Genomic DNA, 25,672 nt, shown 5'->3' with positions numbered 1-25,672 from the left:
AATGTGAGTGTTATAATTACATGATAAGAGTCAGAAAATTTTAAAAAAGAGTGTGAGCAAACAATGAACGGTATGTTGATTATTCGGAACGGTGCTCCTTTTTATGAAGGAGCTTCCGTGCCTATTCCAAAAGATAAAGCTTGTATTATCGGACGAAGCAGTGAAGAATGGGAGCCTTATCTGGCCTTTCAAAGTGCTTACATTTCACGCAAGCATTTTGAAGTAACGTACGAAAGCAATGCATTTTTCATTACAGACTTGTTTAGTAAACACGGGACAAAAGTAAACGGAGAAGAGTTACAGCCTGGAACCCCTCGTTTCTTGAAAGAGCAGGATGTCATTACCTTAGCAAATGAGGAGGCAGCTTTAGTATTTAGAAATGATGATATGGATGCAACCCTCGATTTAGGACCTTTGCTAAAACAAATAAATAAGCCATTTTACACATTAGATCCAATTTTGCAGAAAGTAAAAGTAAAAGAGGAAACGTATATTCTGTCAGATAAAGAATATGCGTGCTTAGCTTACCTTCTAGAATATAACAATCAATTTGTTTCAAAAGAAGCATTAAAAAAAAGCGTTTGGCCTGAACGAGTAGAGTCAAATGGAGAAATTCTGGTAGCAGCGGAAGAGCTGAATGCGCTGATTTACCGGGTTCGCAAAAAAATAGGAACATATTTAGAAATCGAAGTGATTCGAGGAAAAGGATATTGGCTGCACTTTAACGAAAATGGACGTGAATAGAATCACGTCCATTTTTTAATCTCGTTTTACAGCATGTACACGTATATGTTTAGCTTCTGCTAGCCAAGATCCGTTTTGAAATAGTTTGTCTTGCATTCGATTTTCTAAGCGCGTAATGAGGACATTTTTAGTTTCTGTCGTCACGTGAGCAAAAAGAGGGGCTGCATTTGTTTCGAGCCAATTACGCAAGCCGTTTTCCCCTTTTAACAAGAGGGGCCGGCTGTAGTGTATGGCCGTGGTGACTTGAAAATTCTGTGATTCCAAAAGAGAAGAATATTCAGCTACAGAAGGGAAGTACCATGGGAAATCTACATCGTTATAAGGGATATCAAACGTTTTAAATTGACGAATGATTTCTGTGAAAATTTCGTCCATGTTTCCTTTTCCCCAAAATTCTGCTACAAATCGGCCATTTAGTTTTAAAGCATTGTAAATATTTTTAATGACAAGGTGAGGGGGACGGATGTCGTGTAAAGTTGCATTGGAAAAAACTGCGTCAAATTGTTCGTAATAAGGAAGGTTAAGGGCGTTTAACTGTTCAAAGGATAGAGTCGGGTACTGATGACGAGCCTGTTCAATCATATTTTCAGAGCAATCGATGCCCGTTGCACGGACATGAAGCTTATTGAGCTGCGAAATAAATTCGCCAGTGCCACAGCCAATATCTAAAATATGTTCGCCAGCTTGAGGAGAAAGAAGGTTCATAGCACTTCCTCCAAATGAAGAAACAAACGGAAGATGATACACTTGAGCAATTTTTTGTTGATTAACAGTTTGACTCATGAAGTGATTCCTCCTTTGTAAAAGATGATGACGATCGTTTTATAAGAAGAAACAAGCTTTGAATAGTAGATATGAAGTTATTGATAGAATTATACCATATATCTTACTTATTATGCCGAAAACTCCAAAGAAAAAGCGCACCAAACTTCTAGCTTGGGCGCTTACAAGCCGAACTATTTTATAACCATTAACCGAACTGAACAAATAGAGGAAGGTCTGTATGACCCATCTCACGTACGTAGACGTATAAATTTCCTTTATGATGAATTTCATGATCAATGGCCATTTGTAAAAGCTGTCTTCCGGGAAGCTTTCTTCCAAACGCTGCAGTTGCGTCAATGGTCTTGTTTAAGTCAGCTTCGCTAAGTGAGCGCAATACGGCTACTGTTTTTTCCGTATATTCAGCTACAAGGTCCGATAATGTCTTACCGCTAAAATCAGCTTTTTGACCAAGCGGAGATAAATCACCGGATTTTACCACTGATGCAAATGCATAAAAGGATGTTAAAATATGCGTAGATAAGTCAAAAGCGGACATAGATGTCGGGGCAGGCTTGTATTCGTAGTGACCTGCTTCAATTTTGTTGATTAATTCATTAGTTACGTTTCGATGTGCTAAAAAGTGATGAGTCATTTGGTCAACTGTCATGATGAAAGGCTCCTTTATTATGTATTCGCTTCTGAGTATAGCATCTGAAAATCAGAAAGCGAAGAAAAAACTTTAATAAAAAGAAAAACAGCTGCACGTGAGCAGCTGCTTTTCTTTTTATTAGAAATTACGTTGTTTTAACTCTTCAAGTAATAACTCCATACCTTCGCGGCTTAAAGTTAATTTGCCATCTGCGATTGTTACATTGTCAGAAGATACTTCGCCAGTAATCGCACAAGCACCGTTCGGCTCATATTTCTTTAAAATAATTCGATCTGTTTCGACAAAAATTTCAACAGGATCTTTTACATCTATTTCAAGAACACGTCTTAACTCTTTAGGAATTACGATACGACCTAAATCATCTACTTTTCTTACAATACCAGTCGATTTCATTTTTAATCACCTTTACTTTTATATTTTATTGAGTACACAAAATATTATTTTTGGAATTTCTAAGATGATTATATACTAGATAACCGCTAAATTTGTCGAAGTTATTAATATGTAAATGAACTGTAATATTATTGAAATATTATCTGTAAATACAAATCCTCCTACAAAATGGAATATGTAGGGCTCTTTGTATGATATAGGAGATGAAGGAATTAATTACATTTGACATACAATTTTATTTATGTTTATACAGCAGCCTAGAGTTAGGCTACATGTAAGTGTGGAAGCAAACAAGTTGAAAGAATGAAGAGAATATGATTAAATTAAAAAAGTAACTTGTTCAAAATAATTAAATCGTAATGATTACGTATTTCAAATAAAAAATTGATAAAGCGAAAGGATGACAAAGAGTTTGGCTAAAAAATCAAAAGTTGTAAAAGAACAAAAGCGCCAAGAGATAGTAGCGAAATATGCGCAATTGCGCCAAGAGTTGAAGGAAAAAGGAGATTACGAAGCGTTAAAAAAATTGCCTAGAGATTCTTCACCAACGCGCTTAAATAATCGCTGCCGCGTTACCGGTCGCCCTCGAGGCTATCTTAGAAAATTTGAAATGTCACGCATTGCTTTTAGGGAATTGGCCTACAAAGGACAAATCCCAGGTGTTAAAAAAGCAAGCTGGTAGTATAAAAGCCCTCATAATGAGGGCCTTTATTATTTATTAGCTGCAAAGTATCGAGCAATTCCTTGATAAATACCTGTAGATATTTGCTGCTGATACGCATTAGAAGAAACAATTTGCTCATCGTGAGCATTTGATAAAAAGCCTAATTCAAGAAGTACAGCACGCTGGTTGTTTTCTCGAGTAACATAATAATCTCCAAAACGAACCCCCATATCCTTCATAGAAGGCGCATTTTCAGCCATGCTTTCTTGAATATATTTTGCTAATTCTTTATCTTTGGATTCACTGTAATAAAATGACGCAATGCCGTTTGCAGAAGATGAAGTAGAAGCGTTATAGTGAATGCTGATAAACGCATCTGCATGCTTTGCTTCACTAACGTTCACACGTCCGCTCAGTGAAATAAAGGTATCGTTTGAACGCGTCATAAATACATTTGCTCCCGAATTAGCTAAGCGGCTTGCCACAAGTTTTGCGGTTGTTAACGCTAGTTTTTTCTCAATCGATGATTTGCCTGAAGTACCAGGATCATATCCGCCGTGTCCAGCGTCTACTACAATAATTTTATCTTTTAAAGCAGCAGATGGGGAAGGCAAACTAGCTGAAGTTGTAGAACCTGCTGCAGCTGTTAACCCTTTTGACACCCATGCTGTTTGACTTGCAGAGTACTGAATTTGCACCCAGTCATTCGTTTCGCCTACTTTTTTGAATCGTTCGCCCGCTTTTGCTACACGGATAATGCCCGCGCTTAAGCTCGGCTGACTGCGTAAATTTGAAGCTTTTGTAATTTGAATCGACTGGGCTGTTTGTGAAGACTGTCCGGAATCAGCTTGTAAATACTGACTTGCTACCCAGCCTGTTTGACCTGATGCTGTTTTAATCTGTGACCAAGATCCGCTCTCTTTTACCACCGTTACTTTGGAACCCCGGGATAAGTTCGTCACGATAGACGCGCTTGTGCTTGCAGAAGAGCGAACGTTTAATGAGCTAGCGTTAACAACAGCTGACTTGGATGTTGTAGAACCCGAGTTACTAGTCGGTGTAGAAGAACCGGAGCCTGCTTGTAGGTACTGACTCGCTACCCAGCCCGTTTGACCTGATGCTGTTTTAATCTGTGACCAGGATCCGCTTTCTTTTACCACCGTTACTTTTGAATTGCGCGGTAAGTTCGTCACGACCGATGCGCTTGTGCTCGCAGAAGAGCGAACATTTAATGAGCTAGCGTTAACAACAGCTGACTTGGATGTCGTAGAACTCGAGTTACTAGTCGGTGTAGAAGAACCGGAGCCTGCTTGTAGGTACTGACTCGCTACCCAGCCTGTTTGACCCGCTGCCGTTTTAATCTGTGACCAAGATCCGCTTTCTTTTACCACCGTTACTTTGGAACCTCGGGATAAGTTCGTCACGATAGACGCGCTTGTGCTCGCAGAAGAGCGAACATTTAATGAACTGGCGTTAACAACGGCTGACTTGGATGTCGAATTTGCCGTAGACGTACTGTTTGTTTGTGTTTTGTTTATGTATTGAGATGAAATCCAAGCTTCTTTACCGTTATACGTAATTTTAGCCCATCCCTTGCTTTCATCTACTATATTAACGGTGTTTCCCTTCGTTACTTTTCCAACGATAGCGCCGCTTGTACTAGGCGTTGCACGTACATTTAACGATGTAGCAGTTACTTTGGCCGATTCAGCTGCATCTGCGTCAATCGAATGCAAAAGCAATGAAGAGCTTAAAAGAACAGAAGAAACGGCTGTGTACATGACATGTTTTTTATTCATTTTTTCCTCCTTGCAAATTACAAATTTCAACATAAGTTAATTAGTATACAAAGCATATATCGGCAAATAGCCCAAAATTTTGAGTTAAATCTACTATTATCTCATAATGCCGATATTATCCATCATACTATATGTCGAATTTCAATTGTATAATGAATTTGAACTATCTGCCATCCTTAACGATAAAATTTTACATTAATGTAAAATATAATTATATCAAAGGTGAAATGTAGGGATATTAAGGGCATTTAAAGGTCTTTAGCCCTTTGTTCACCGATGTTTTGAGGACATGTTTTATACTAGAAAAAATGTAAAATAGTATAAAGCAGCTGAATGTGAATATGATAGAGGAGAGATAGCAAATAAAAGAGTATCTATCTTTTGGAGGAGGAAACATCCACAATTATGAAACATTCAGAATAAAAATAACAAAAATATATAAAATAATATAAATCCTGTCTATATCGATGGAAAAGCTCATAGCATAAACAAAAAGTGAATAGTTAGAAAATTCTTTCTTTTTACTTTGAAACATGGTACAGTATAAAAAAGTGAAAGGGTGGAAACTGATATGCGAAAGATTGTTCAGTATGAAACAAAGTGGTCGCTTTTGTATCAAATGGAAAAAGAAGCGTTACTTAATACACTAAAAGATTTTTCAGTAGACATCGAACATATTGGAAGCACGTCCGTTCCAGGATTGGCAGGTTCACCAATCGTTGATATTTTAATCGGCGTCAAACGCGAAGAAGACATAAATGAAGTGCGCGCTATATTAAAAAATAAATCTCACGTATACGTAGCGGAAAAGGAGATGTTCGTCTTATTAAAAGAAGGCGTTCCAGCTGCACACTACCCTCCTATTATGACAGCTAAAAATGCCCGTAAGCTCATTCCACATGATGCTAGAAGAAGTCATGTGTACGTAACGGTCAGTGAATCACCTTACTGGAATGAACGAATTAATTTCAGGGAGCAGTTACGCTCGAGCGAACGTGCTAGAAAAAAATATGAAGGTATGAAATACGAGCTTTCAAAACGATTGTGGAACGATATTTCTACCTATGAGTACAAAAAAGAAGAATTCATTCAGCGCAGTCTATAAAAAACGTCATTTCAATTGAAATGACGTTTTTTTAATTAATTATCTTGTAAAACAATGGTCTCAAGCTTATCAGCAGTATTTACTGCGAGAACCGTATAGTTTTTACCGCTTTGAAGATTTGTTCCAGGAAGACTTAGTATTTCTTTTCCGTCTGCTGTGGAAACAGATAAATCATACGAACCCGGATTTACTACTTGATAACCTGAAATGCTTTTAAAAGACAGATCTTTAAATAAAGGAGCAGCCCCTTTAGGACCTACGTTTACCGCAGGAGCATCAGGAGATAAATGAGCAACACGTAAGCTTGCTTTTCCATCCATCCCTTGCTTATTATTCGTGAAAGCCTGCAGTTCAAGATTTTCGGCTTTATTTACAGCGGCTACTGTATACGATTTTCCACCGTCTACAACAAGGGTAGCTTCGATGATGGAATCTTTTGTTCCTTTTGTCTTCGCTTCGTATACTTCTACTTTATGAGAACCAGCTGACAAAGGCAGGGAGTTGGAGACATCTTTAAACTTTGCTCCTTCTACTAAAGCTTTGTCATCCACAAAAATGTCTACAGCTGGAGCATCCGGTGAAGCATGAACGATACGAACTTCTGCATTTTGAGCTGGTCGCTCATCTGCAGCAGGAGGTGTTTCAGCGGCAAATACTAACATGCGGCTAAGTGCCAAGAAGGCAATCACTGCTACCATTACGAATAGTCGTTTCATCAAGTATCACTCCTTTTTTAGTATACACAGCTTTATGTAAAGAGAAGGACTGTGCAGTTGTTAGCGTATACTAAATAAAATCAACTATTCGTTTGTTTGTTAACTTTTAACGTGTTTACTGAGATTTCTGACGGAAAAATCGAAGAATAGCCAAAATATTGTACAAGGTTGTTAAGAGCCACGTCAATAAAAAGCCTAGGCCAAGTCCGATATTGGCATCTATATACGTATGCGTGAAGTCATCATATACGACGTAGGCAAGAGGAGCAATTGACAGTAAAAGGAGAAGAAAAAACAAAAGTGTTTTCCATCTGCTTAAAGTGAAGGTTAGATAAAAGAAAAGGAAAGCGGAAAACAATAGAAGACCGTCTCGAATAGCCCAAGGTAAAACGCCGATATGTGGATTCGCGAGAAGAAAGGTTGGAACAATTGAAAGGAGGAAAAGGAGAGACAGCAAAGTCACATGAAGGGTGTTCTTTTTTGTAAAAGCCGGCACCAATAAAAACGCTGCCGTTGCACCTAAAAGAAAATTACAAATTAAAATAAACTCCATCCAAACACCTCATTTATCGAGTATTACTTTTAGTCTATTCAAGACGCTGTTAAAGTAGATAAAAAAAGCTGCGATGAACATCGCAGCTTTTGATCATTCGAATTTAAATCCTTGTTTTTCAAGCATCGCTCGAACTTCTGGATAATAAATGGTTTTGTAAATAGCGGATACAGTTTGTGACCAGTTGCGGTCATCTGCACCGTTTGTTCTCTTTTTCATATACTCTGCCATTTCAGCATCATAGTCTTGAATCAATGACTTTAAGTCATGATTATAGCTTTCACGATGGTGCACAGCAGCTTGTGGCAATCGAGGCTTTTTCGCAGAATGATCTGCCGGATGTCCAACGACAAGACCGCTTACTGGGAATACGTATTCCGGTAAATCTAGGAGCTCAATGACTTCTAGTGGCTTTCTGCGAATTCCGCCGATTGGTACTGTACCTAAACCGAGTGACTCTGCTGCAACTGTTGCTGCTTCTAAAGAAATTCCAGCATCGGTTGCCCCCACTAAAATTGACTCAAGTCCATCGGTTACGCCAAGAGGCGCATCGTTAAGCTCAGCTGCAATATTAGCACGATTAAAATCTGCACAAAAGATTAAAAATAGAGGAGCTTGGTCAATCCACGCTTGGTTGCCTGCAAGCTCTGAAAGCTTTTTCTTCTTTTCTTTATCTTGGACGCTAATAATAGTTACTTGCTGTCCGTTAATAGAAGAAGCGGCTGACTGAGCAGATTGAATAATTGTATCTAAATGCTCGTCGCTTACTGCTTCGTCTGTATATTGACGGATAGAACGATGATCTTGAATTGTACGAATTGCTTCATTCATGATGCGTCATCCTTTCAAAGAAGTTATTTTTAGCCTTGTAATGTTTTTACATCTAAAGGTGCTACAAGTACGCCAGTTTGAGCAAATGCTACAAAACTTTGGAAATGAGCTGATTTATTGTGTGCTTGAATTGCTTCTTCGCTTTTCCACTCTTCAATCATCATAAATGTGTTAGGTGTAAAAGCATCTTCAAATAGTTGATAGTTGCTGTTTCCTTCTTCTTGTAAAGAATGCTTAATTAGTTCTTGTACGTTTTCTAAAAATTCTTCTCTTTTTGCTGGGTTAACTTTCATTGAAGCTTGTAAATGAATCATGGGTGATTCCTCCTTTAATAATGATGGTGCTTTATATTATTTGTTTTGTTTTTAATCTTTCATTCAATTTACGATTAAAATGAAGATAAGTTCGAATATCATCGAACAATGAAACTATAACACCGATTAAATAACAGTGCAAGGAATTTAGTTCGAAAGTTATCGAACATTGATACACAAAAGAAGCTGTGTTATATTTTAAGCATGAGAAAACCTTATCAACCACCGAAATCTGAAATTAAATTAACGCCTATTTTACATGCATTGAGTGATCCTAACCGGCTGCGAATTGTACAGTGTTTAGCGACAAGAAAGGAGCAGACCTGTTCGTATTATCAAAAATTAAATGTATCAAAATCAACGCTATCACATCATATTAAAGTACTTCGCGAAGCTGGAATTATCAAACTACGTATAGAAGGTACGCAGCACTATTATTCCTTGCGTTTAGAAGAACTTGAGGAACTGTTCCCAGGTCTGCTTCCTTCCATTATAAATATAGATGAGCAATTATTTTAAAAGCTGAACGATGGTTTGTTCAGCTTTTTTGTTCAAAATAAATGTGTCCATGCAGGCTGCATCCAGGATTAAAAGAAGAACGACAGTGAGGGCAAGTCGAGTTACAGGTTAAGTATTCATTAATTGAAAGCTCATGTTTACATACTCCGCAAAGAATAGCTTTTTCATTAAACATAGATTTTGGCCATCTTTTAATGTCGTGATCCGCATGTGCGTTATGACATTGATAGCATGGATAATATGTATGACAGCAATAAAATTTTATTGCAATAATATCTTTATCCGTATGATAGTGCGTACAGCGCGTTTCGGAATCCACTGTGTCACCTTTTACTGCAGGTACAGATTTGGTCATTATCATCACTCCTTATGAAAAGTATAGCATGCTTTTATACGCCTTATCATACATATGTAAAAAGAAAAATGCTATAATAAAACCATCGTTTTACATGTCAGATTGCATGCTAAAAAGATCAGATAAAAATTGATGTCAAAACAGATCGATTAAGTGAAGTAAAGAGAGGAAGAAAAAATGAGTAAGCAAGTTATCGTTTTTACCGGAGGCGGAACAGCTGGACACGTAACACCAAACATTGCCATCATGAAAGAATTAGACAGTGAAAAATGGGATATCCATTATGTCGGTTCTCACAATGGTATTGAGAAAGAATTAATTACAAAATTAAACGTTCCATATCATGCGATTTCAAGCGGGAAGCTGCGTCGATACGTAGATATGGAAAATGTAAAAGATGTATTTCGAGTAGCAAAAGGGGTTGGCGATGCGCGTCGCGTGCTGAAAAAGTTAAAGCCTTCTCTTGTTTTTTCAAAAGGCGGTTTCGTCACAGTTCCTGTGGTAATGGCTGCTAAATCTTTAAACATTCCCGTGTTCATTCATGAAAGTGATTTAACACCGGGACTGGCAAATAAAATTGCGCAGAAATTTGCCACTAAAATTTTCACTTCTTTTGATGAAGCCGCAAACTACTTTCCAAAAGAAAAAGTGCAGGTTGTTGGTTCACCTATTCGAAAAGAGCTATTTAGCGGAAGCGCAGCGAACGGGGAAAGCTGGCTACGCTTTTATGATAAGCGCCCCATTTTAACGATTATGGGGGGAAGTTTAGGAGCACGCCGTATTAATGAAATCGTTCGAGAGTCTTTGCCTGAACTGCAAAAGAAATTCCAAATTGTACACCTTTGCGGAAAAGGCAATATTGATACAAGCCTTGAAAAAGAGTCAGGATACCGTCAGTTAGAATACGTAAACGAACAGCTTCCTGATGTTCTAGCGGCAACTGATTATGTGATTACACGCGGCGGATCCAATGCCATTTTTGAGTTTTTAGCTCTTCATAAACCGATGATGATTATTCCTTTATCAAAAGCACAGAGTCGCGGAGATCAAATTTTAAATGCACAATCCTTTAAGAAAAAAGGCTACTGTATGGTTGTAGAAGAAGAGCAGTTAACAAAAGAACTGTTTTTGCGTGAAGTAAATGAGCTTCAGCAGCAGGCAAGTACGATGAAGCGTACAATGCGTGAAGCAACAAAAACGGATGCCATTTCAATTCTTGTAAATGAAATTGAGAAAATGAGCTAAAAAAAGCGTTCTTATCTCCTCGATAAGAACGCTTTTTTCTTCTGAAATTATTATTTTAAAATAATGAATAAATATAGAAAAATAAAGCTTTTAAAATTTCAAAAAATGTTGTTGACAGTAAATTTTAACAGGAGTAAGATTACTCTCATGAAACGTTCCACTGTGAAACGCTGAGTCTTTTCTGAAAGAGAAGGAAAGAGCGGAGGACCCAATTATCAGGGGTGAATCTCTTAATTGAGTAGGGTTACTTTCTTGACCCGAACCCGTCAGCTAACTTCGTAAGCGTTAAGAGAGAGGATGGTGTAATCGTGGTCGTTTTCTATAACAGCGGATAGTACGCTCCTTTCAAAATATAGGTGAAAGGAGCGTCAGGATGCATTTATCTAAGCAAATGATTCAAATGATTGAATATCGGGCCATGTGCGATCAGCAATCTTTTGATCTAGCAAACCGCTATTTGTCTACGTTAGCTAATCAAAGTTTTAAACGCAGCAGTAAAAACTATTATTAAGTCTAAAAATTAAATAACAAAGATACGCTTAATCAATTATGAGCGGGGGACCCAATATTTTGTACGTATGTACTAGGGGTGAATCTCTTAACTGAGTAGGGTTACTTCCATAACCCGAATCCGACAGCTAACTCCGTAAGCGTTTTGGGAGTAAAAAATTCGTGTCAATCACGGCTTATTTGTCGTGCATTAAACCGCGGAAGAGAACTCTCTTCTGCGGTTTTTTAATGGAAAAAAATAGCATCACGTCTCACGGTTAGCTTTTTTGGACGTGATGCTTTATGAAAAGAAACCGTCACTAAACTTAGAAGCTATCATTTTTGTTAGGAAACAGTTAGGAGGGAGCAACTTGGATATGATCATGCTTGGAACGCTTGTCATATTAACAGCTGCTATGTACGGAATTATTTGCTGGTCGTCTCATGTAGTAGATGAAAGAGAGGAGAAGTGAACGTGTCGTTCATTTTGTTAGGTATTTCAGTTCTCGTTTTAATTTATTTAGTGTATGTACTGTTAAATCCAGAACAATTTTAATAAGCGGAGGAATAAAAAGTGGGGATTTTTCTACTATCAGTTGCGCTGCTGCTTGTTTTTGTAGCGCTTATTGCAAAGCCCGTAGGTATTTATATAGCGAATGTGTTTTCAAACGATAAAAACACTAGCTTGATAGGAAAGATAGAAACGGTGATGTTTAAAGCAGCAGGAATTAAAGGGCTTAATCAGACGTGGAAGCAATATGCATTTGCTCTTGTTTTGGCGAATACGTTTATGATTTTTGTGGTGTACCTTATCTTCCGGTTTCAAGGGGTACTGCCGCTTAACCCAAGCCACATCAAAGGAATGGATCCGGCACTTGCTTTTAACACGGCCATTAGTTTTATGACAAATACGAACTTGCAGCACTACAGCGGCGAATCAGGTTTGTCCTATTTCTCGCAGATGGCCGCCATTGTATTTATGATGTTTGCTGCACCAGCAACGGCACTTGCAGTAGCAATCGCTTTTATTCGTGGGCTAGCAGGGAAAGAAATGGGAAACTTTTTTGTTGATTTTGTAAAGTCAATTACGCGTATTTTACTTCCTATCGCTTTTATAACAGGCATTTTATTTATGTTTTTAGGTGTCCCTCAAACGTTAAGCGGAACGGTTACTGCCCATACAATAGAAGGGGCAACACAGCAAATAGCAAGGGGACCAGTTGCTTCTTTTCTTTCAATTAAAGAGCTAGGAAACAACGGAGGGGGATTTTTTGGTGTCAATTCAGCTCATCCATTTGAAAATCCTAACGCGTTGAGCAATGTATTACAAATCGTCCTTATGCTTTTATTGCCAACAGCACTTCCTTTCACATACGGAAAAATGATCGGACAGCGTAAGCAAGGCCGCATCTTATTTGTAGCGATGAGTATGCTGTTTATCGTTATTTTAAGCACAGCGTTCGTAACAGAGTGGGGCGGCAATCCAAGACTTGATGCTTTTCATTTAAATGAAGCGAACGGTTATATGGAAGGGAAAGAAGTCCGTTTTGGTGTCGGCATGTCGACGCTTTACGCCATCGTGACGACAGCAAGTGAAACAGGTGCAGTCAACACCATGCACGATACTCTTACGCCTCTTACCGGGTTGTTAACGCTTGGAAATATGATGTTAAATACCGTATTTGGCGGTGTCGGAGCAGGATTTATGAATGTCATGATGTACGTCATTATCGCCGTATTTTTATCAGGTTTAATGGTTGGAAGAACACCAGAATACGTAGGTAAAAAAATTGAAGGAAAAGAAATGAAGCTAATCGCCGTGACGCTTATTTTGCAACCGCTGCTAATTTTAGGAGGAACAGCTGTAGCACTTACCACTCATTTAGGAATGGAAGGTATATCAAATCCAGGCTTTCACGGGTTAAGTCAGGCACTGTATGAATTTACGTCGTCAGCAGCAAACAATGGATCCGGCTTTGAAGGACTCGGTGATGCAACGCCGTTTTGGAACATTTCAACGGGAATCGTTATGTATATTGGACGCTACTTCGGACTAATTACGATGCTGGCGGTATCGAGCTCACTAGCATCTAAGCAGCTTGTTCCCGAAACACCTGGAACATTTAAAACAGATACGTCTTTATTTAGCGGCATTTTAATTGGAACTACCGTTATTGTAGGAGCACTTACGTTTTTCCCAGTGCTTGTGCTTGGGCCGGTTGCTGAGTATTTAACACTGTAATCAAGAAAGCGGAGGATCATAATGAATAAACGGAATTTTGCAAATAATATTGAATTGGATCGCAACAGTCATATTCAAGGTTCTGTAGATACACAAGCTTCATCGATTTTTATTCAATCAGTAAAGCAGGCTTTTATCAAGCTCAGCCCAAGAACGATGATAAAAAACCCTATCATGTTCGTAGTAGAAATCGGGTTTATAATTACGCTTTTTTTAGCCGTTATTCCGGACCTTTTCGGAGAAAGTACAGTAAGCACAGGGTTTAATGTTGCCGTATCTCTCGTGTTATTTTTTACCATTGTTTTTGCTAATTTTGCAGAAGCATTAGCAGAAGGTCGAGGAAAAGCACAGGCAAACTCATTAAAGCAATCTAAAGGCGATATTACAGCTAATCAGCTTCAAAACGGGCAAATGATACAAGTTTCGGCATCGCAACTAAAAAAAGGAGATATCGTCGTCGTTTCACAAGGCGAAATGATTCCTGGAGATGGAGAAATTATTAAAGGACTGGCGTCTGTTGATGAATCGGCTATTACGGGTGAATCGGCACCTGTTATGAAAGAAGCAGGCGGGGATTTTAACTCTGTAACTGGAGGTACAAGAGTTGTCAGCGATGAAATTACAATTAAAATTACGTGTGAGCAAGGTGAATCGTTTTTAGATAAAATGATTTCGCTTGTTGAAGGAGCAGAGCGTCAAAAAACGCCAAATGAAATTGCGCTAAACACGGTTTTGACAAGTTTGACGATTATTTTTTTACTAGTTGTTGTGACGCTTCCTGTCTTTACAAACTATTTACATTTTCAACTCGACACGGCTATTTTAATTTCACTGCTCGTCTGCCTCATTCCGACAACAATTGGAGGATTATTATCGGCCATTGGAATTGCTGGAATGGATCGAGTCACGCAGTTTAACGTGATTGCTATGTCAGGAAAAGCAGTAGAAGCAGCTGGTGACATCAATACAATTATTTTAGATAAAACCGGCACCATTACGTTTGGAAACCGAATGGCTCATCAGTTAACGACTGTAGAAGGCGTAGACGAACGTGAACTGTACAAATGGGCGTTTGTTTCTTCTCTTTACGACGAAACACCAGAAGGACGCTCGGTGGTTGATTTTATCCAAACTCGCATGGGAGTAGAAGACCTTAGAAAAACGCAGGGAACGTTTGTAGAATTCAAAGCTGAAACGCGAATGAGCGGCATTGACTTACAGAATGTATCTGTACGAAAAGGGGCAGTGGACGCCGTCACGGCATGGGTAGAGTCAAATGGCGGAAAGGTTCCCTCTGATTTACAGCAAAAAGCAAACGAAATTGCAGGAGCTGGTGGCACGCCTCTTGCCGTCGCCGCTGATAATAAAATTTACGGTTTGATTTATTTAAAAGACACGGTAAAACCAGGAATGAAAGAACGCTTTGATGAACTTCGTAAAATGGGCATTAAAACAGTGATGTGTACAGGAGATAATCCGTTAACCGCAGCAACCATTGCAAAAGAAGCGGGAGTAGATGAATTTATTGCGGAATGCAAGCCAGAAGACAAGATTCAAGTTATTAAATACGAACAGCAGCAAGGCAAGCTAGTTGCGATGACAGGTGACGGGACAAACGATGCCCCTGCACTTGCTCAAGCTGACGTTGGTCTAGCGATGAACAGCGGAACTTCAGCTGCTAAAGAAGCAGCAAATATGGTGGATTTAGATTCTGACCCTACTAAAATTATTGAAGTCGTTTCAATTGGAAAACAGCTATTAATGACAAGGGGTGCCTTAACTACATTCAGCATCGCAAACGATATTGCTAAGTATTTCGCGATTATTCCAGCGATGTTTACCTTGGCGATTCCGCAAATGGAGGCTCTTAACGTAATGAAGCTGAATTCACCACTATCTGCGGTGTTGTCAGCGCTCATTTTTAATGCGGTCATTATCCCGCTGTTAATTCCCTTAGCCATGAAGGGAATTGCCTATAAGCCGATGAGTTCTAACGCCCTGCTGCGAAAAAATTTGTTCATTTACGGATTAGGTGGGGTATTAGTTCCATTCATTGGGATTAAAGCGATTGACTTATTACTTTCATTTGTGATGTAGAGGAGAAGAAACGATGATACAAACAGAACGAACGGGAAGCATTATTGTTCGCTTAACAATTATGATGATGATACTTTGTGGTCTTATTTATCCTGTTGTGATGACAGGTATTGCTCAAACAGCTGTTCCAAGTAAAGCAAACGGCAGCCTAATCTATTCAAACAATCATCAAGTTATCGGTTCTAAGCTGATTGGGCAGCAGTTTACAAGCAATGCATTTTTTCACGGCAGAGTCTCTAGTATTGATTATAACGGGGCAGGATCTGGGTCGTTGAATTTAGCACCTTCAAATAAAGATCTTACGAATCGTATCGAGAAATCCGTAGCGGCGTGGAAAAAAGAAAACGAAGTGCCCAAAGAAGGAATTCCAATTGATGCCGTCACAAATTCGGCTTCTGGACTCGATCCTGACATTACGCCACAAGCTGCATATGCACAAGTAGAGCGTGTGGCAAAAGCCACACATATTAAAGCCAACAGGCTAAAACAGTTAATCAAAGAACATACTCAGCAAGGGGCTTTTAGTGAAAAACGAGTAAATGTAGTAGAGCTAAATTTAGCTGTTCAACGAGAGCGCTAATTACATGCACTCGCTTCATGTACTGAAGCGAGTGTGATAAAGGGGCACAAACAATGAAAGAAAAAGAAGCTCATCCATACTTTCGAAGAAAAACTCCGGAAGAACTATTGCGTGAACTTCATAATCAGAAGCGCGGAAAGCTTAAACTTTACATCGGTGCCGCGCCGGGAGTAGGAAAGACGTATAAAATGCTTCAAGATGCGCACGATTTAGTCAAAGAAGGCATAGATGTCGTAGTTGGATATGTAGAAACACACGGCAGGGATGAGACTAAAGAGATGATTGGAAATCTAGAAGTAATCCAAAGAGAAACCATTTTTTATAAAGGAAAAGAATTACAAGAGCTTGATTTGCTGGCGATTGTAAGAAGGCGCCCAAAAGTTGTAATTATCGATGAACTTGCTCACACAAATGTTCCGACAAGCCGCCATAAAAAACGTTTTGAAGATGTTTCTTACCTGCTCAACCAAGGTATTTCAGTTATGTCAGCAATGAACATTCAGCATATGGAAAGCGTACATGACCTCGTATATGCTGTTACCCAAGTAAAAGTTCGTGAAACGGTGCCAGATTTATTTATTCAGCAAGCAGATGAAATTCAGCTTGTCGACGTTACGCCGGAACAGCTGCAAAAGCGGCTTCGTGAAGGGAAAATATACGAAGTCCATAAAATTGAACAAAGCCTGCAGTCGTTTTTTAAGCTTGCGAATCTCCATGCACTTCGTGAATTAACGCTCAGAGAAATAGCGGATGAAGTGGATGGCAAGCTGATTCATGCGCATGAAATTGGCGTAACAGGTATTTGTGAACGCATTTTAGTATGCATTCAATACAGTGAAACAGCTGAAAAATTAATTCGGCGAGGCTGGAGAATGGCGAACCGATTGAAAGCAGATTTACTGCTGCTGCATGTTTTTACAGGCGAGCAAACTGAAAGGCAAGAAGCCCAAATCAAACACTGGCAGGCATTCGCTGACCGTTTTCACGCATCGTTAATTGTTGAAGAAGCTAAAAAGCAAAAACCAGCTGCAGTGATTGTGAATGTAGCCAAGCAGTATCGCGTTACTCAAATCTTACTAGGGCAATCAGCGAGGACAAGATGGGAAGAGATTCGAAAAGGCTCTATTGTGAATACAATTATGCGACAGACTCATAACATCGATATTCATATTGTTTCAGATTCAGCAAAACAACAAAAATAAAATGCATATATAACAAAAGGAGAATATGAGTGAATATTGCGTTCTTTTTACTTCCTAAAAAAGAAGTGGTTACCCTATCGACACGGTCAACGATCCGTCAAGCATTGGAGAAAATGGAGTATCATCGCTACTCTTCTGTGCCGCTTATTAATCAAAAAGGAGAATATGTAGGGACTTTGGCAGAAGGAGACTTGTTATGGAAGCTAAAAAGCCTAGAACATATAGAACTCCATGAGTTAGAACACCTACGAATTGAGGAGGTTCCAAGACATCGCGATTACGAAGCTATCACCATTAACGATGAAATGGAAAGTATTTTGTCACGCGCGTCTGAACAAAATTTTGTGCCAGTTGTAGATGATCAAAACATTTTTATTGGACTCGTGCGGCGAAGAGAGATTATAGAGTATTGCATCTCCCAACTTTTTATACATGGAGAAACGCCTTTAAATGTGAAGATTTAGTTAAGTTTGCGTAAAAAACATAATTTTTACATAAAAGGTAGTCTCTTTTTATATAATTAATGTTATAATAAGAGATGTAAAGACGAAACTTGCGTAATGTAAGCCTCTAACATTTGTTAGAGGTTCTTTTTTTACATAACATAAAACATTTGATTTCAGTTCTTTCTATGGTTAAGTTAGAATAAGTGTTAAAGTAAGAGGTTTCTTGCTTTTTTACATAAGAAAAGTGAGCTGTACAAAGGAGACAAAGCATATTGACTACGGAAAAAACAAAAAGCGATCAATTACGCAGCATATTCAAAACTATTATCTTCGCTATCGCTCTAGTATTTATGATTCGCGCATTTTTATTTTCTCCGTATATTGTAGAAGGCGCTTCAATGAACCCAACGCTGCATAACGGAGAGCGGTTGTTTGTGAATAAACTGTCGTATTCGCTCCATGATATTCGCCGCGGAGATATTGTGATTATTAAAGATGAGGCTAAGAATAAGCATTATGTAAAAAGAGTAATCGGTCTGCCAGGTGAAAAAATCGAAATGAAAAAAGATCAGCTTTATATTGATGATAAAAAAGTAAGTGAACCTTATTTAAAAACGAATCGTCAAATTGCCAACAACATGGATATGGAGCTTACGGGAGATTTTGAACCCGTACAAATACCTAAAAACGAAGTATTTGTAATGGGTGACAACCGTCTGTACAGTATGGATAGCCGCAACGGTCTAGGTCTTATTGATGAAAAACGAATTGTCGGAAAAAGCGAATTTGTATTTTATCCGGTCAAAAAAATAAGAAAAACAACGTAAAAAGAAATGCCGATAAAGGTATTTCTTTTTTTATGCCTATGTCTACTCCGCTTATAGATGGGCAAGCTAAGGGAAAAAAGGTGTGAATCAATTGAAGACGGCCTATGAAAAGTTATTTAAACATTTTAAATTTGTTGATGCTCTTGAGATGAAAAACCGATTAGCAATGGGACCTATACTCACATACGCTTCACGAGAAAACGGGGAAATATCCGATATCGATCTGACTTTTTACGAAAAACGAGTAGGGGGCGTCAGTACGGTAATTATCGGCCCCGCGTTTATCACAGAAAATGGCCAAGTAGCACATGGTCAAATCGGAATTCATCGTGATCAGGTCATACGAAAGCTTCATCAACTAACCCAAATGATTCATAGAAGAGGAGCTAAAGCGATTCTTCAACTATCGCACGGGGGAAGAAAGTGCGTAGAAATGGAAAGTAAGTGGCAAGCAATTAGCCCTAGTGAAAAGCCTCACAAACGTAAAGGGAAAAAGCCTGTTCAAATGACCGAGCGCGATATAACTTATATTGTTCAAGCGTTTGGAGAAGCTACCACAAGAGCTATGGAAGCAGGGTTTGATGGAGTGGAAATTGACGGAGGAAATGAATGTTTACTGCAGCAGTTTACGTCAAGGCAAGCCAATGAACGAAGTGATTCTTATGGAGGAAGCGCAGAAAACCGCTTCACTTTTGCACTTGAAGTTATTCGTGAAGTGACGCGTCGAGCAGCACATGCGGGCAAACCATTTATTGTGGGATATACATTAGCGCCCAAAGAAAAAGGCTATTTAGGAAATAAAGTGGAAGATACATTTGAGTGGATTGATCGTCTTGTTCATACAGAAATTGATTATTTACATATCAGTGCTTTGCATGAACCTACCTCAAAAAGGGAAGAAAATCATTCACTGCTTTCTTCGATCATTAAGCACGTCAATTACCGGGTCCCTCTTGTGGGTACAGGAGGACTTACGGCAACGGAAGTCGCAGAAGCTTTTGAGCAAGGTCTGGCTTTAATTACGATTGAACAAGCGTTAGTCGTACAGCCAGATTGGGTAGAAAAAGTGATAAATAGCGATGAGCCTACTTCTATGGATGTGACGTCATTAGATAAAGATGTGAGTTTACCACCTGAAGTGCTAGCTCACTGGCAAGACATGCATAAAAATGACCGCCCTTATTAAGTGAGCGGTCGTTTTTATGTTGTTGACTTAACAAGAAGAATTTTATTTTTACTGATACTATAACCAAGCAGCATACATAGACTAAAAGAAAAACTAAAAACACAGTTGACTTCTTGGAATAGTTAGGATTACAATATAAACAACTTATTTATAAAACGGACAGCTGATCGGACATACCGAAGGCTTCTAGCAAACAACTGTTGGAGGCCTTTTTGTGCTCTCTAACAGAAGATTAAAGTGGAGGGACAACATGAAAAAGTTAATTACGTTTGCACTTATTGGCTTTTTAGCTCAGTTAATTGACGGATCACTTGGAATGGCGTACGGGGTGACATCAACTACCCTACTTTTAACGTTTGGAATTGCACCAGCTGTGGCTTCGGCATCTGTTCACTTGGCAGAAGTTGTAACAACAGCAGCGTCTGGTGTTTCACATATTAAATTTGGCAACGTAGATAAATCGATGGTTTTAAAACTGATTATTCCTGGTTCCATCGGGGCTTTTGTAGGAGCCTGCTTTCTAAGTAATTTACCTGGAGATGCAGTAAGACCTTACGTTTCAACATTCTTATTGCTCCTAGGAGTTTATGTGTTATTTCGCTTTTTATTTACGTTTAAAACAAACGAAGAAAAGAGCACCAAACCTTTATCGACGAAGCAGTCCATTCCGTTAGGATTAATTGCTGGATTTGCTGATGCTACAGGAGGAGGCGGCTGGGGGCCGATTGCAACGCCTGTATTGCTAGCTAAAAAAGGCACAACAGCACGGAAAGTCGTTGGAACCGTTGATACAAGTGAATTTGCTATTGCCGTCTCGGCTACACTTGGCTTTTTAATTTCTCTTGGCTGGGAGCAGGTAAACTGGTTCTGGGTAGGCGCTCTTATGATTGGCGGAATTATCGCGGCTCCGATTGCTGCATGGTTTGTTCGTATTATCCCGGCTCACTTGCTTGGTTCGCTTGTTGGTGGGTTTATCATTTTAACAAATGCTCGAACACTCTTAAATACATGGGTATCAAGCAGCTCAACGCAGATAGCTGTATACGCATTTATCCTTATTGTATGGGCAGCAGCAATCGTTTACTCATTTTTACAAGGGAAAAAATATAATCAAAATCGAAACGTAGAAGTTTCGTAATAAAAGGATGGAATAAAAATAGCTTAGTTAAAGAAAGATCTGAACGTGTTTGATTCTGTATAGAGAATCAAATGTGTTCAGATCTTTTTATGGTTAGAGCGAAGGCAGTTTCATGTATGTAGTGGCCTCTAGCTGTTGGCCGGAGGGCAAGGCGAGGACTTACGCGTAAAAAGCGGAACAGGTGAGACACGGCAAAAGTGGTCGCCCTCGGAAAACGAAGCCTTACACGGAAGTCAACAACGGTGTAACAAGGGAGCATACTAGCGTATTTATCTCATGTTCGTCTTTAGATTGGGATGATTTTGTTATGTCTCAATCTCTTTTAGTAAAATAGACGAGCGTAGATATTTTTTTTACGTCTTATGATACAATAGACGAGTTCATTCATGAGTGGGAATACTTTCTAACACATATAAAATTCATTGAATCGTCGAGGTGTGAAGAGTAAGTGGTCTATTTTATTTTAGTATTAGTAGCAGCTATCGAAGTAATTGTCTTGTTGATTAATCGACCTGTATTTGCAAACATTCCGTATGTGCAAGTATATATTGTTCCTTTGTTAATAGTAATTGTCATAACGATGTTACTTTCGCGAAATCCAAAGAGGTTTATGCGGTGGTTTAAACAAGGGCTTATTACGATTTCAGTCGTTGTACTTGTATTCGTACCGGTTCTCTATGCCAAAAATCTCCCGCTGTATGGTTATAATGAAGCAAAAAAAATGCTTGCGCAAAGAGAACAGCTCTTGCTAAGTCAGTTCCAAAAAGGAAAATACGTATATCCAGCAAAAGACAGCCCTAAAAAATACAGGTATCTATTCAAAGTTCATCGTGGAAACGGCATGCTTGAATATGTATTCGACCCATACACAGGCGGTTATGAAGTTGTGACAGATGTGATAAAAAAATAAAGGTTTAGCTTATTTAAAGCTAAGCCTTTTTATATGAGAAAAAATTGAAACTTTTTGAAAATCTGTGCGTATTTACTAAAGAGCGTTCACAAAAAAGTCACAAAAGGAGTTGCACAATGGCAAAATTAGAATACCGACTGCTAAAGCCTGATGATACGTTTGTATCTATTTATCACTATCAGTCTATTGAACTTGAACAAATTTTAGCAAGAAGAGAATGCGAATTTTTTGTTAAAGAAGGAGTAACGTATAAACAAACTTCATCTGCAGTCGAAGATGATATCCATATTGTTTATGTAAAAGAACATGAAAATGGACCGAAAGAGCAAGCAGAAGATGATCACAGAGAGATTACGTTAGAAGTCCGCGAATTAAATTCTCTTCGAGGACATCCAGTTTTATTCGTCTCTTCATTTTATACGCATTTGGACGTATTAAGCTATATCGGAACAGTTTATACATACTATAATGGATGGGAATGGGAAAGAGACTCTGCGGAAATTGATGAAGATCGCAGCGTGTACAGTTTATATGTAACAAAAACAGGCGTAACGTATGAAAGGGGAAAGGCGTAATGTCCAAAACAAAAAAAATGATGGCGGGGGTTTTGACCACTGCTTTAATGACATCGCTCGTTGCCTGTGGTTCAACTGATCAGGCAAGACCAGCTAAACCGAAAGATAAATCGTGCGACAAGTGGAAATGGGATGAAGATACGAAAACGTACTACTGTTCAGATTCTTCTTCTTCGCACAGCGGTTCATATTATCACGGAGGGCGCTACTACGGGTCTAAAAAACAGCTGACCTCATCATCGTCCTATAAGTCATTTAAATCAAGCAGCTCGTATAAATCTGGAATTGGGAGCGGCTCTAAAGGCGGTTTTGGCGGGTAATGCATAAAGAAAAGCGAGAAATGTTTTATAAAGAAATTCAAGATTTTTGGTACGACTTATATGGAACAGAGTATGCTCTTTATGACGTCCATATGGAGTCTTCTCACATCATTCATTCTATTAAAGAAGCAGCAAATCAAATCGGGGAACTATTTTTTAAAACGGCACCTTTACTTCGTTCATTAGATGATCAGACGCTTCTTTCTTTAGGATTTCCAAAAGCCAGTTTACCGTACCTGGGACTGAAAACGATGGAAACAGAAAGTGTTATTTCACGCCTTGATTTTGCTGTTACGGCTGATCAAATCAAGCTTCTAGAACTAAACGCGGATACGCCTACATTCATCAAAGAATTATTTCATGTAAATGAGTTAGTCTGTCGGCATTTTCAGGTTCAAAACCCTAATAAGCTTGAAGAAAAAAAGCTTGCTTTAGCATTAAAACACGCCATTTTTGAAGCTTATAACGAGCTCGATAGAACGAACTATCCAAACGTCGTTTTTTCTTCTCATGATACACATGAAGAAGATAAGCTAACGACTCTTTATTTAATGAAGCTAGCCGATGTAGATGCTACATACGTTCCGTTATCGCAGCTTCGAATTGTCCCTGCCTCTACAGTTGAAGAAGGTGAACATATAGAAGCGGGCGTGTATGATCAACATGGACAAAAAATAGACGTACTCTATCGCCAAACTTATCCGCTTGAACATTTAATTGAAGATGAAGATCCGAGTACGCATGAAAAAGTCGGACACATGCTTTTAACATTGGCACAGCAAAAACAGGTAGCCATAATCAATCCGCCTTCTGCATTTTTACTGCAGTCTAAAGCCGTGCAAGCACTCATTTGGGCTTTGTATGAACAACATCATCCTTTCTTCACTAAAGAAGAGCATCACATTATTGAAACATACTTTTTACCAACGTATTTAGAAGAAGATCCATTTATTGAAAGAAAACAAGCATTTGTGAAGAAACCATCGTTTGGTCGTGAGGGAGATACCGTTGAAATTTATAATGAAGACGGAATCAAAATAGACGAAGATCAGCATAAGACATATCAAGAATACACGGCTGTATATCAACAGTTTATTCCTTTGCCAACTGCAAAAATGAAGACGCAAACGAAAACAGTAGAGGCTCATATCATGTACGGGTGCTTTTTATTAAATGGAAAAGCAAGCGCAGTAGGAATTCGAGCTGGAAATCAAATTACAGATAACGAATCGTATTATTTGCCGATTGGATTAAAATGAAAAGGGGAACTAAAAATGACACAATGGATTGATTGGGCTAGTATAGGGAGTTTTTTATCTCACGTAGCGGTAGGATTAGGGCTATTATTTATCGGAGTAATCGTATTTGAATTAACAACAAAATTTAATGATCGTGAACTTATAAAAAAAGGAAATGTCGCAGTCGCTTTGAAGTTATGGGGAAAAGGAATTGGGCTTGCTATTGTCATTTTCACTGTGTGGAGCAACAGCTTAAATTTGGTAGATGCAACTCTTTGGGGAGTAGTAGGTATCATTACTCAAGTAGTGACATATTGGATTATTGAATTTATTATGACGCCTAAAACAAGCCTAGCCAAAAAAGTAGAAGAAGGAAATGTAGCGGTTGGAGTAACTCTTTTTGCAGCATCGATAGCCGTTGGCCTTATTGTCGCTGGAAGCTTAACATATTAAAAGAAGGCGATTCCTGTTTTACGGGGAATCGCTTTTTTTATGTCCAGATTGCTCGTGTTCACTTAGTAATAATATACGTGTATTTTCACGGTCGGCACGAACAATTTTTTGCTGTGTGTAAAGCGGAATGACAAAGAGCAAAATAAATAAAAAAACATAGCTCATTTTTGTTATCCTCCCATGTAAATTGTAAACGCCTGCTAATAGTGTGTGACAAACAATACGTAAATATAGCATATTTGACTGGATAAACTGGGAAAAATTGAGGGGTGCAAAAAGAATATAATCTTACCTTCAACAAAAACTAAAAGCAGTATAGAGACACGTCTTTTATTAAGAAAGGAGTTGGGAAAAGTGAAAAGGTGGCTCATTTTGTTTTTATTGATTGTAATCGCATCTGGATGTGGACGTCCAGATGAAACGTCTCAACCGAGCATTTTCCTTATACCAGAAGGGTACAAAGGATGGGTTATGGTCGAATATGATAAAGATAACGGAAATCCTAGCAAGACAGAAGGAGACTACACTGTATTTAAAGTAAACGAGCAGGGAGTCGGGAAAACCAAAACGCTTTTAAGCGGCGGCGGCTGGGCAAGAAATAAATATTTCTATGTAAATAAAAATGGAGAGCGAAAGCAATTGAAGCAAGGGAAGATGATTCATGGCACGACTCAAGGTAACAAAAATCATACGGTAACCTACTTTTTCGTCGGCACCGCAAAAGAGTTCGACAAGGCCGGGGACTATCGAAGAAAACTTACCGAAGAAAGTTCTTCGTAAAAAAGAAACGCTGCCTCTTTGGCAACGTTTCTTTTCTATCTTCATTTGAATGTGCAAAAGACGGTGTCTTTTAAACGTTGAATTTCGTTTAGTGCTTCTTCCTGCTTATGAATTACCCAATCTGGCAATGAGTGTTCAACCGACAGCTCGTCGAAACAAGCCCCGCATGTTTTAACTTCAATATAAGATTCAATATATTGAAGGTGATCTAAGTTATAAGCCCAAAGTCGACGTTCAGGGCAGATTGTTTCCAAGTAAAGCGGAAGCTGAAAAAAAGGATCTACTGCTTCAGAAAGTTCTAACGGTCCTTGGCCCTCAGCGCTGATGACGTCTAGATAACCACAGTGAGGACACGTGCATGAGTGCGTTGACCCGCTCAATTTTTTATCCAGTTTTACAACTCGCGCACATAGTTCGCAGTTTGGACATTTTACTAAGATAAAGTCAAGGAACTTATCTAAAAATTGCTGCTGTATTACTTGTTGATTTGTCATTTTTTGTACCTCTAACTGTCAA

32 protein-coding genes and 2 riboswitches are annotated in these 25,672 nt (G+C 38.8%); of the genes, 21 read left to right on the top strand and 11 right to left on the bottom strand.

What is annotated here, in order from left to right:
- The first annotated feature begins 63 nt into the window (after positions 1–63).
- Positions 64–744: an FHA domain-containing protein gene (locus MKX72_RS15500; RefSeq protein ID WP_033580601.1), complete on the top strand. Its 681-nt coding sequence runs from the start codon at positions 64–66 to the stop codon at positions 742–744.
- A 15-nt stretch (positions 745–759) separates the two neighbouring features.
- On the opposite strand, the gene MKX72_RS15495 is transcribed toward MKX72_RS15500, so the two are convergent.
- The 3 genes from MKX72_RS15495 to MKX72_RS15485 form a co-directional block, all read right to left on the bottom strand.
- Positions 760–1,527, bottom strand: a complete 768-nt coding sequence (locus MKX72_RS15495) for a class I SAM-dependent methyltransferase (RefSeq protein WP_049165404.1) — start codon at positions 1,525–1,527, stop codon at positions 760–762.
- A 187-nt stretch (positions 1,528–1,714) separates the two neighbouring features.
- Positions 1,715–2,176: a DinB family protein gene (locus tag MKX72_RS15490; RefSeq protein WP_049165400.1), complete on the bottom strand. Its 462-nt coding sequence runs from the start codon at positions 2,174–2,176 to the stop codon at positions 1,715–1,717.
- Positions 2,177–2,296: 120 nt separating this feature from the next.
- Positions 2,297–2,572: an AbrB/MazE/SpoVT family DNA-binding domain-containing protein gene (locus tag MKX72_RS15485; protein ID WP_013057736.1), complete on the bottom strand. Its 276-nt coding sequence runs from the start codon at positions 2,570–2,572 to the stop codon at positions 2,297–2,299.
- A 412-nt stretch (positions 2,573–2,984) separates the two neighbouring features.
- Here MKX72_RS15485 and rpsN point away from each other — a divergent pair, with 412 nt between their 5' ends.
- Positions 2,985–3,254: a 30S ribosomal protein S14 gene (rpsN, locus tag MKX72_RS15480; protein ID WP_028414364.1), complete on the top strand. Its 270-nt coding sequence runs from the start codon at positions 2,985–2,987 to the stop codon at positions 3,252–3,254.
- 29 nt (positions 3,255–3,283) lie between these two features.
- On the opposite strand, the gene MKX72_RS15475 is transcribed toward rpsN, so the two are convergent.
- Positions 3,284–5,035: an SH3 domain-containing protein gene (locus MKX72_RS15475; protein WP_033580603.1), complete on the bottom strand. Its 1,752-nt coding sequence runs from the start codon at positions 5,033–5,035 to the stop codon at positions 3,284–3,286.
- Between the two features lie 571 nt (positions 5,036–5,606).
- Here MKX72_RS15475 and MKX72_RS15470 point away from each other — a divergent pair.
- Entirely contained in the window at positions 5,607–6,140 is a 534-nt protein-coding gene (locus tag MKX72_RS15470) for a GrpB family protein (RefSeq protein WP_028412757.1), read from the top strand.
- Between the two features lie 35 nt (positions 6,141–6,175).
- Here the strand turns inward: MKX72_RS15470 and MKX72_RS15465 are convergent, their stop codons facing one another.
- The 4 genes from MKX72_RS15465 to MKX72_RS15450 all read right to left on the bottom strand — a co-directional run bounded on the left by MKX72_RS15465 (position 6,176) and on the right by MKX72_RS15450 (position 8,554).
- Positions 6,176–6,856 carry a DUF4397 domain-containing protein gene (locus MKX72_RS15465; RefSeq protein ID WP_033580604.1) on the bottom strand — a complete coding sequence of 227 codons (681 nt, stop codon included), beginning with the start codon at positions 6,854–6,856 and terminating at the stop codon, positions 6,176–6,178.
- Positions 6,857–6,971: 115 nt separating this feature from the next.
- Positions 6,972–7,409, bottom strand: a complete 438-nt coding sequence (locus tag MKX72_RS15460) for a hypothetical protein (RefSeq protein WP_033580605.1) — start codon at positions 7,407–7,409, stop codon at positions 6,972–6,974.
- Positions 7,410–7,502: 93 nt separating this feature from the next.
- Positions 7,503–8,240, bottom strand: coding sequence for an oxygen-insensitive NADPH nitroreductase (nfsA, locus tag MKX72_RS15455; RefSeq protein ID WP_049165395.1), 738 nt, complete (start codon positions 8,238–8,240; stop codon positions 7,503–7,505).
- A 29-nt stretch (positions 8,241–8,269) separates the two neighbouring features.
- A complete protein-coding gene (locus MKX72_RS15450; protein WP_013057729.1) occupies positions 8,270–8,554 on the bottom strand; it encodes a putative quinol monooxygenase in 285 nt (94 codons plus the stop codon).
- Between the two features lie 204 nt (positions 8,555–8,758).
- Between MKX72_RS15450 and MKX72_RS15445 the strand changes: the two genes are divergently transcribed.
- Positions 8,759–9,073: an ArsR/SmtB family transcription factor gene (locus MKX72_RS15445; protein ID WP_013083811.1), complete on the top strand. Its 315-nt coding sequence runs from the start codon at positions 8,759–8,761 to the stop codon at positions 9,071–9,073.
- A gap of 19 nt (positions 9,074–9,092) precedes the next feature.
- Here the strand turns inward: MKX72_RS15445 and MKX72_RS15440 are convergent, their stop codons facing one another.
- Positions 9,093–9,428, bottom strand: coding sequence for a CHY zinc finger protein (locus tag MKX72_RS15440; RefSeq protein WP_033580606.1), 336 nt, complete (start codon positions 9,426–9,428; stop codon positions 9,093–9,095).
- Between the two features lie 177 nt (positions 9,429–9,605).
- On the opposite strand from MKX72_RS15440, the gene MKX72_RS15435 reads away from it, so the two are divergent.
- The 16 genes from MKX72_RS15435 (at position 9,606) to MKX72_RS15365 (ending at position 24,376) form a co-directional block, all read left to right on the top strand.
- Positions 9,606–10,673 (top strand): undecaprenyldiphospho-muramoylpentapeptide beta-N-acetylglucosaminyltransferase, encoded by a 1,068-nt coding sequence (locus MKX72_RS15435; protein ID WP_029714620.1) that lies wholly within the window; start codon positions 9,606–9,608, stop codon positions 10,671–10,673.
- A gap of 158 nt (positions 10,674–10,831) precedes the next feature.
- A riboswitch (cyclic di-AMP (ydaO/yuaA leader) is annotated at positions 10,832–10,974 on the top strand.
- 72 nt (positions 10,975–11,046) lie between these two features.
- On the top strand, positions 11,047–11,184 hold the full coding sequence (locus MKX72_RS15430; RefSeq protein WP_155278280.1) for a hypothetical protein: 138 nt from the start codon (positions 11,047–11,049) through the stop codon (positions 11,182–11,184).
- Between the two features lie 15 nt (positions 11,185–11,199).
- A riboswitch (cyclic di-AMP (ydaO/yuaA leader) is annotated at positions 11,200–11,340 on the top strand.
- Positions 11,341–11,631: 291 nt separating this feature from the next.
- Positions 11,632–11,718 carry a K(+)-transporting ATPase subunit F gene (gene kdpF, locus MKX72_RS28335; protein ID WP_080754503.1) on the top strand — a complete coding sequence of 29 codons (87 nt, stop codon included), beginning with the start codon at positions 11,632–11,634 and terminating at the stop codon, positions 11,716–11,718.
- 24 nt (positions 11,719–11,742) lie between these two features.
- Entirely contained in the window at positions 11,743–13,404 is a 1,662-nt protein-coding gene (gene kdpA, locus MKX72_RS15425) for a potassium-transporting ATPase subunit KdpA (protein WP_186808525.1), read from the top strand.
- 21 nt (positions 13,405–13,425) lie between these two features.
- On the top strand, positions 13,426–15,501 hold the full coding sequence (kdpB, locus tag MKX72_RS15420) for a potassium-transporting ATPase subunit KdpB (RefSeq protein WP_049165386.1): 2,076 nt from the start codon (positions 13,426–13,428) through the stop codon (positions 15,499–15,501).
- A 13-nt stretch (positions 15,502–15,514) separates the two neighbouring features.
- The gene (kdpC, locus tag MKX72_RS15415; RefSeq protein WP_049165382.1) at positions 15,515–16,081 is read left to right on the top strand and encodes a potassium-transporting ATPase subunit KdpC; all 567 of its coding nucleotides are present in this window, start codon (positions 15,515–15,517) and stop codon (positions 16,079–16,081) included.
- A gap of 53 nt (positions 16,082–16,134) precedes the next feature.
- Entirely contained in the window at positions 16,135–17,283 is a 1,149-nt protein-coding gene (gene kdpDN / locus MKX72_RS15410) for a KdpD-like non-kinase potassium sensor (RefSeq protein WP_049165380.1), read from the top strand.
- Positions 17,284–17,312: 29 nt separating this feature from the next.
- Positions 17,313–17,747, top strand: coding sequence for a CBS domain-containing protein (locus MKX72_RS15405; protein WP_047750552.1), 435 nt, complete (start codon positions 17,313–17,315; stop codon positions 17,745–17,747).
- 254 nt (positions 17,748–18,001) lie between these two features.
- Positions 18,002–18,556 (top strand): signal peptidase I, encoded by a 555-nt coding sequence (gene lepB, locus MKX72_RS15400; RefSeq protein ID WP_028412768.1) that lies wholly within the window; start codon positions 18,002–18,004, stop codon positions 18,554–18,556.
- An 82-nt stretch (positions 18,557–18,638) separates the two neighbouring features.
- The gene (locus MKX72_RS15395; RefSeq protein ID WP_223546159.1) at positions 18,639–19,742 is read left to right on the top strand and encodes an oxidoreductase; all 1,104 of its coding nucleotides are present in this window, start codon (positions 18,639–18,641) and stop codon (positions 19,740–19,742) included.
- A 250-nt stretch (positions 19,743–19,992) separates the two neighbouring features.
- Positions 19,993–20,880 carry a sulfite exporter TauE/SafE family protein gene (locus tag MKX72_RS15390; RefSeq protein WP_033580612.1) on the top strand — a complete coding sequence of 296 codons (888 nt, stop codon included), beginning with the start codon at positions 19,993–19,995 and terminating at the stop codon, positions 20,878–20,880.
- Between the two features lie 448 nt (positions 20,881–21,328).
- Positions 21,329–21,790 carry a hypothetical protein gene (locus MKX72_RS15385; protein WP_033580613.1) on the top strand — a complete coding sequence of 154 codons (462 nt, stop codon included), beginning with the start codon at positions 21,329–21,331 and terminating at the stop codon, positions 21,788–21,790.
- Between the two features lie 116 nt (positions 21,791–21,906).
- On the top strand, positions 21,907–22,365 hold the full coding sequence (locus tag MKX72_RS15380; protein WP_028412771.1) for a hypothetical protein: 459 nt from the start codon (positions 21,907–21,909) through the stop codon (positions 22,363–22,365).
- Positions 22,365–22,685, top strand: a complete 321-nt coding sequence (locus tag MKX72_RS15375) for a hypothetical protein (RefSeq protein WP_028412772.1) — start codon at positions 22,365–22,367, stop codon at positions 22,683–22,685. The genes MKX72_RS15380 and MKX72_RS15375 overlap by 1 nt, the downstream gene beginning before the upstream one ends.
- Positions 22,685–23,944 carry a glutathionylspermidine synthase family protein gene (locus MKX72_RS15370; RefSeq protein WP_049165375.1) on the top strand — a complete coding sequence of 420 codons (1,260 nt, stop codon included), beginning with the start codon at positions 22,685–22,687 and terminating at the stop codon, positions 23,942–23,944. The genes MKX72_RS15375 and MKX72_RS15370 overlap by 1 nt, the downstream gene beginning before the upstream one ends.
- A gap of 15 nt (positions 23,945–23,959) precedes the next feature.
- Positions 23,960–24,376, top strand: coding sequence for a DUF350 domain-containing protein (locus MKX72_RS15365; RefSeq protein WP_033580616.1), 417 nt, complete (start codon positions 23,960–23,962; stop codon positions 24,374–24,376).
- 18 nt (positions 24,377–24,394) lie between these two features.
- Here the strand turns inward: MKX72_RS15365 and MKX72_RS15360 are convergent, their stop codons facing one another.
- Positions 24,395–24,541, bottom strand: a complete 147-nt coding sequence (locus tag MKX72_RS15360; protein ID WP_165351762.1) for a hypothetical protein — start codon at positions 24,539–24,541, stop codon at positions 24,395–24,397.
- A gap of 189 nt (positions 24,542–24,730) precedes the next feature.
- Between MKX72_RS15360 and MKX72_RS15355 the strand changes: the two genes are divergently transcribed.
- Positions 24,731–25,156 carry a DUF6843 domain-containing protein gene (locus MKX72_RS15355; protein WP_033580617.1) on the top strand — a complete coding sequence of 142 codons (426 nt, stop codon included), beginning with the start codon at positions 24,731–24,733 and terminating at the stop codon, positions 25,154–25,156.
- A gap of 41 nt (positions 25,157–25,197) precedes the next feature.
- Here the strand turns inward: MKX72_RS15355 and MKX72_RS15350 are convergent, their stop codons facing one another.
- The gene (locus MKX72_RS15350; protein WP_028412776.1) at positions 25,198–25,650 is read right to left on the bottom strand and encodes a hypothetical protein; all 453 of its coding nucleotides are present in this window, start codon (positions 25,648–25,650) and stop codon (positions 25,198–25,200) included.
- Between the last annotated feature and the right edge of the window lie 22 nt (positions 25,651–25,672).

Source organism: Priestia sp. FSL R5-0597 (genome assembly GCF_038006305.1).
In the GTDB taxonomy this organism is placed as follows: Bacteria; Bacillota; Bacilli; order Bacillales; family Bacillaceae_H; genus Priestia; species Priestia zanthoxyli.
The sequence above is the reverse complement of the archived record's forward strand: the minus strand, read 5'-3'. Positions and strand labels throughout refer to the sequence as shown.

Coding starts and splice junctions, on each gene's coding strand:
- MKX72_RS15500 (WP_033580601.1), top strand. CDS start 64: ATGAACGGTATGTTGATTATTCGGAACGGTGCTCCTTTTTATGAAGGA.
- MKX72_RS15495 (WP_049165404.1), bottom strand. CDS start 1,527: ATGAGTCAAACTGTTAATCAACAAAAAATTGCTCAAGTGTATCATCTT.
- MKX72_RS15490 (WP_049165400.1), bottom strand. CDS start 2,176: ATGACAGTTGACCAAATGACTCATCACTTTTTAGCACATCGAAACGTA.
- MKX72_RS15485 (WP_013057736.1), bottom strand. CDS start 2,572: ATGAAATCGACTGGTATTGTAAGAAAAGTAGATGATTTAGGTCGTATC.
- MKX72_RS15475 (WP_033580603.1), bottom strand. CDS start 5,035: ATGAATAAAAAACATGTCATGTACACAGCCGTTTCTTCTGTTCTTTTA.
- MKX72_RS15470 (WP_028412757.1), top strand. CDS start 5,607: ATGCGAAAGATTGTTCAGTATGAAACAAAGTGGTCGCTTTTGTATCAA.
- MKX72_RS15465 (WP_033580604.1), bottom strand. CDS start 6,856: ATGAAACGACTATTCGTAATGGTAGCAGTGATTGCCTTCTTGGCACTT.
- MKX72_RS15460 (WP_033580605.1), bottom strand. CDS start 7,409: ATGGAGTTTATTTTAATTTGTAATTTTCTTTTAGGTGCAACGGCAGCG.
- nfsA (WP_049165395.1), bottom strand. CDS start 8,240: ATGAATGAAGCAATTCGTACAATTCAAGATCATCGTTCTATCCGTCAA.
- MKX72_RS15450 (WP_013057729.1), bottom strand. CDS start 8,554: ATGATTCATTTACAAGCTTCAATGAAAGTTAACCCAGCAAAAAGAGAA.
- MKX72_RS15445 (WP_013083811.1), top strand. CDS start 8,759: ATGAGAAAACCTTATCAACCACCGAAATCTGAAATTAAATTAACGCCT.
- MKX72_RS15440 (WP_033580606.1), bottom strand. CDS start 9,428: ATGACCAAATCTGTACCTGCAGTAAAAGGTGACACAGTGGATTCCGAA.
- MKX72_RS15435 (WP_029714620.1), top strand. CDS start 9,606: ATGAGTAAGCAAGTTATCGTTTTTACCGGAGGCGGAACAGCTGGACAC.
- MKX72_RS15430 (WP_155278280.1), top strand. CDS start 11,047: ATGCATTTATCTAAGCAAATGATTCAAATGATTGAATATCGGGCCATG.
- kdpB (WP_049165386.1), top strand. CDS start 13,426: ATGAATAAACGGAATTTTGCAAATAATATTGAATTGGATCGCAACAGT.
- kdpC (WP_049165382.1), top strand. CDS start 15,515: ATGATACAAACAGAACGAACGGGAAGCATTATTGTTCGCTTAACAATT.
- kdpDN (WP_049165380.1), top strand. CDS start 16,135: ATGAAAGAAAAAGAAGCTCATCCATACTTTCGAAGAAAAACTCCGGAA.
- MKX72_RS15390 (WP_033580612.1), top strand. CDS start 19,993: ATGAAAAAGTTAATTACGTTTGCACTTATTGGCTTTTTAGCTCAGTTA.
- MKX72_RS15380 (WP_028412771.1), top strand. CDS start 21,907: ATGGCAAAATTAGAATACCGACTGCTAAAGCCTGATGATACGTTTGTA.
- MKX72_RS15375 (WP_028412772.1), top strand. CDS start 22,365: ATGTCCAAAACAAAAAAAATGATGGCGGGGGTTTTGACCACTGCTTTA.
- MKX72_RS15370 (WP_049165375.1), top strand. CDS start 22,685: ATGCATAAAGAAAAGCGAGAAATGTTTTATAAAGAAATTCAAGATTTT.
- MKX72_RS15365 (WP_033580616.1), top strand. CDS start 23,960: ATGACACAATGGATTGATTGGGCTAGTATAGGGAGTTTTTTATCTCAC.
- MKX72_RS15360 (WP_165351762.1), bottom strand. CDS start 24,541: ATGAGCTATGTTTTTTTATTTATTTTGCTCTTTGTCATTCCGCTTTAC.
- MKX72_RS15350 (WP_028412776.1), bottom strand. CDS start 25,650: ATGACAAATCAACAAGTAATACAGCAGCAATTTTTAGATAAGTTCCTT.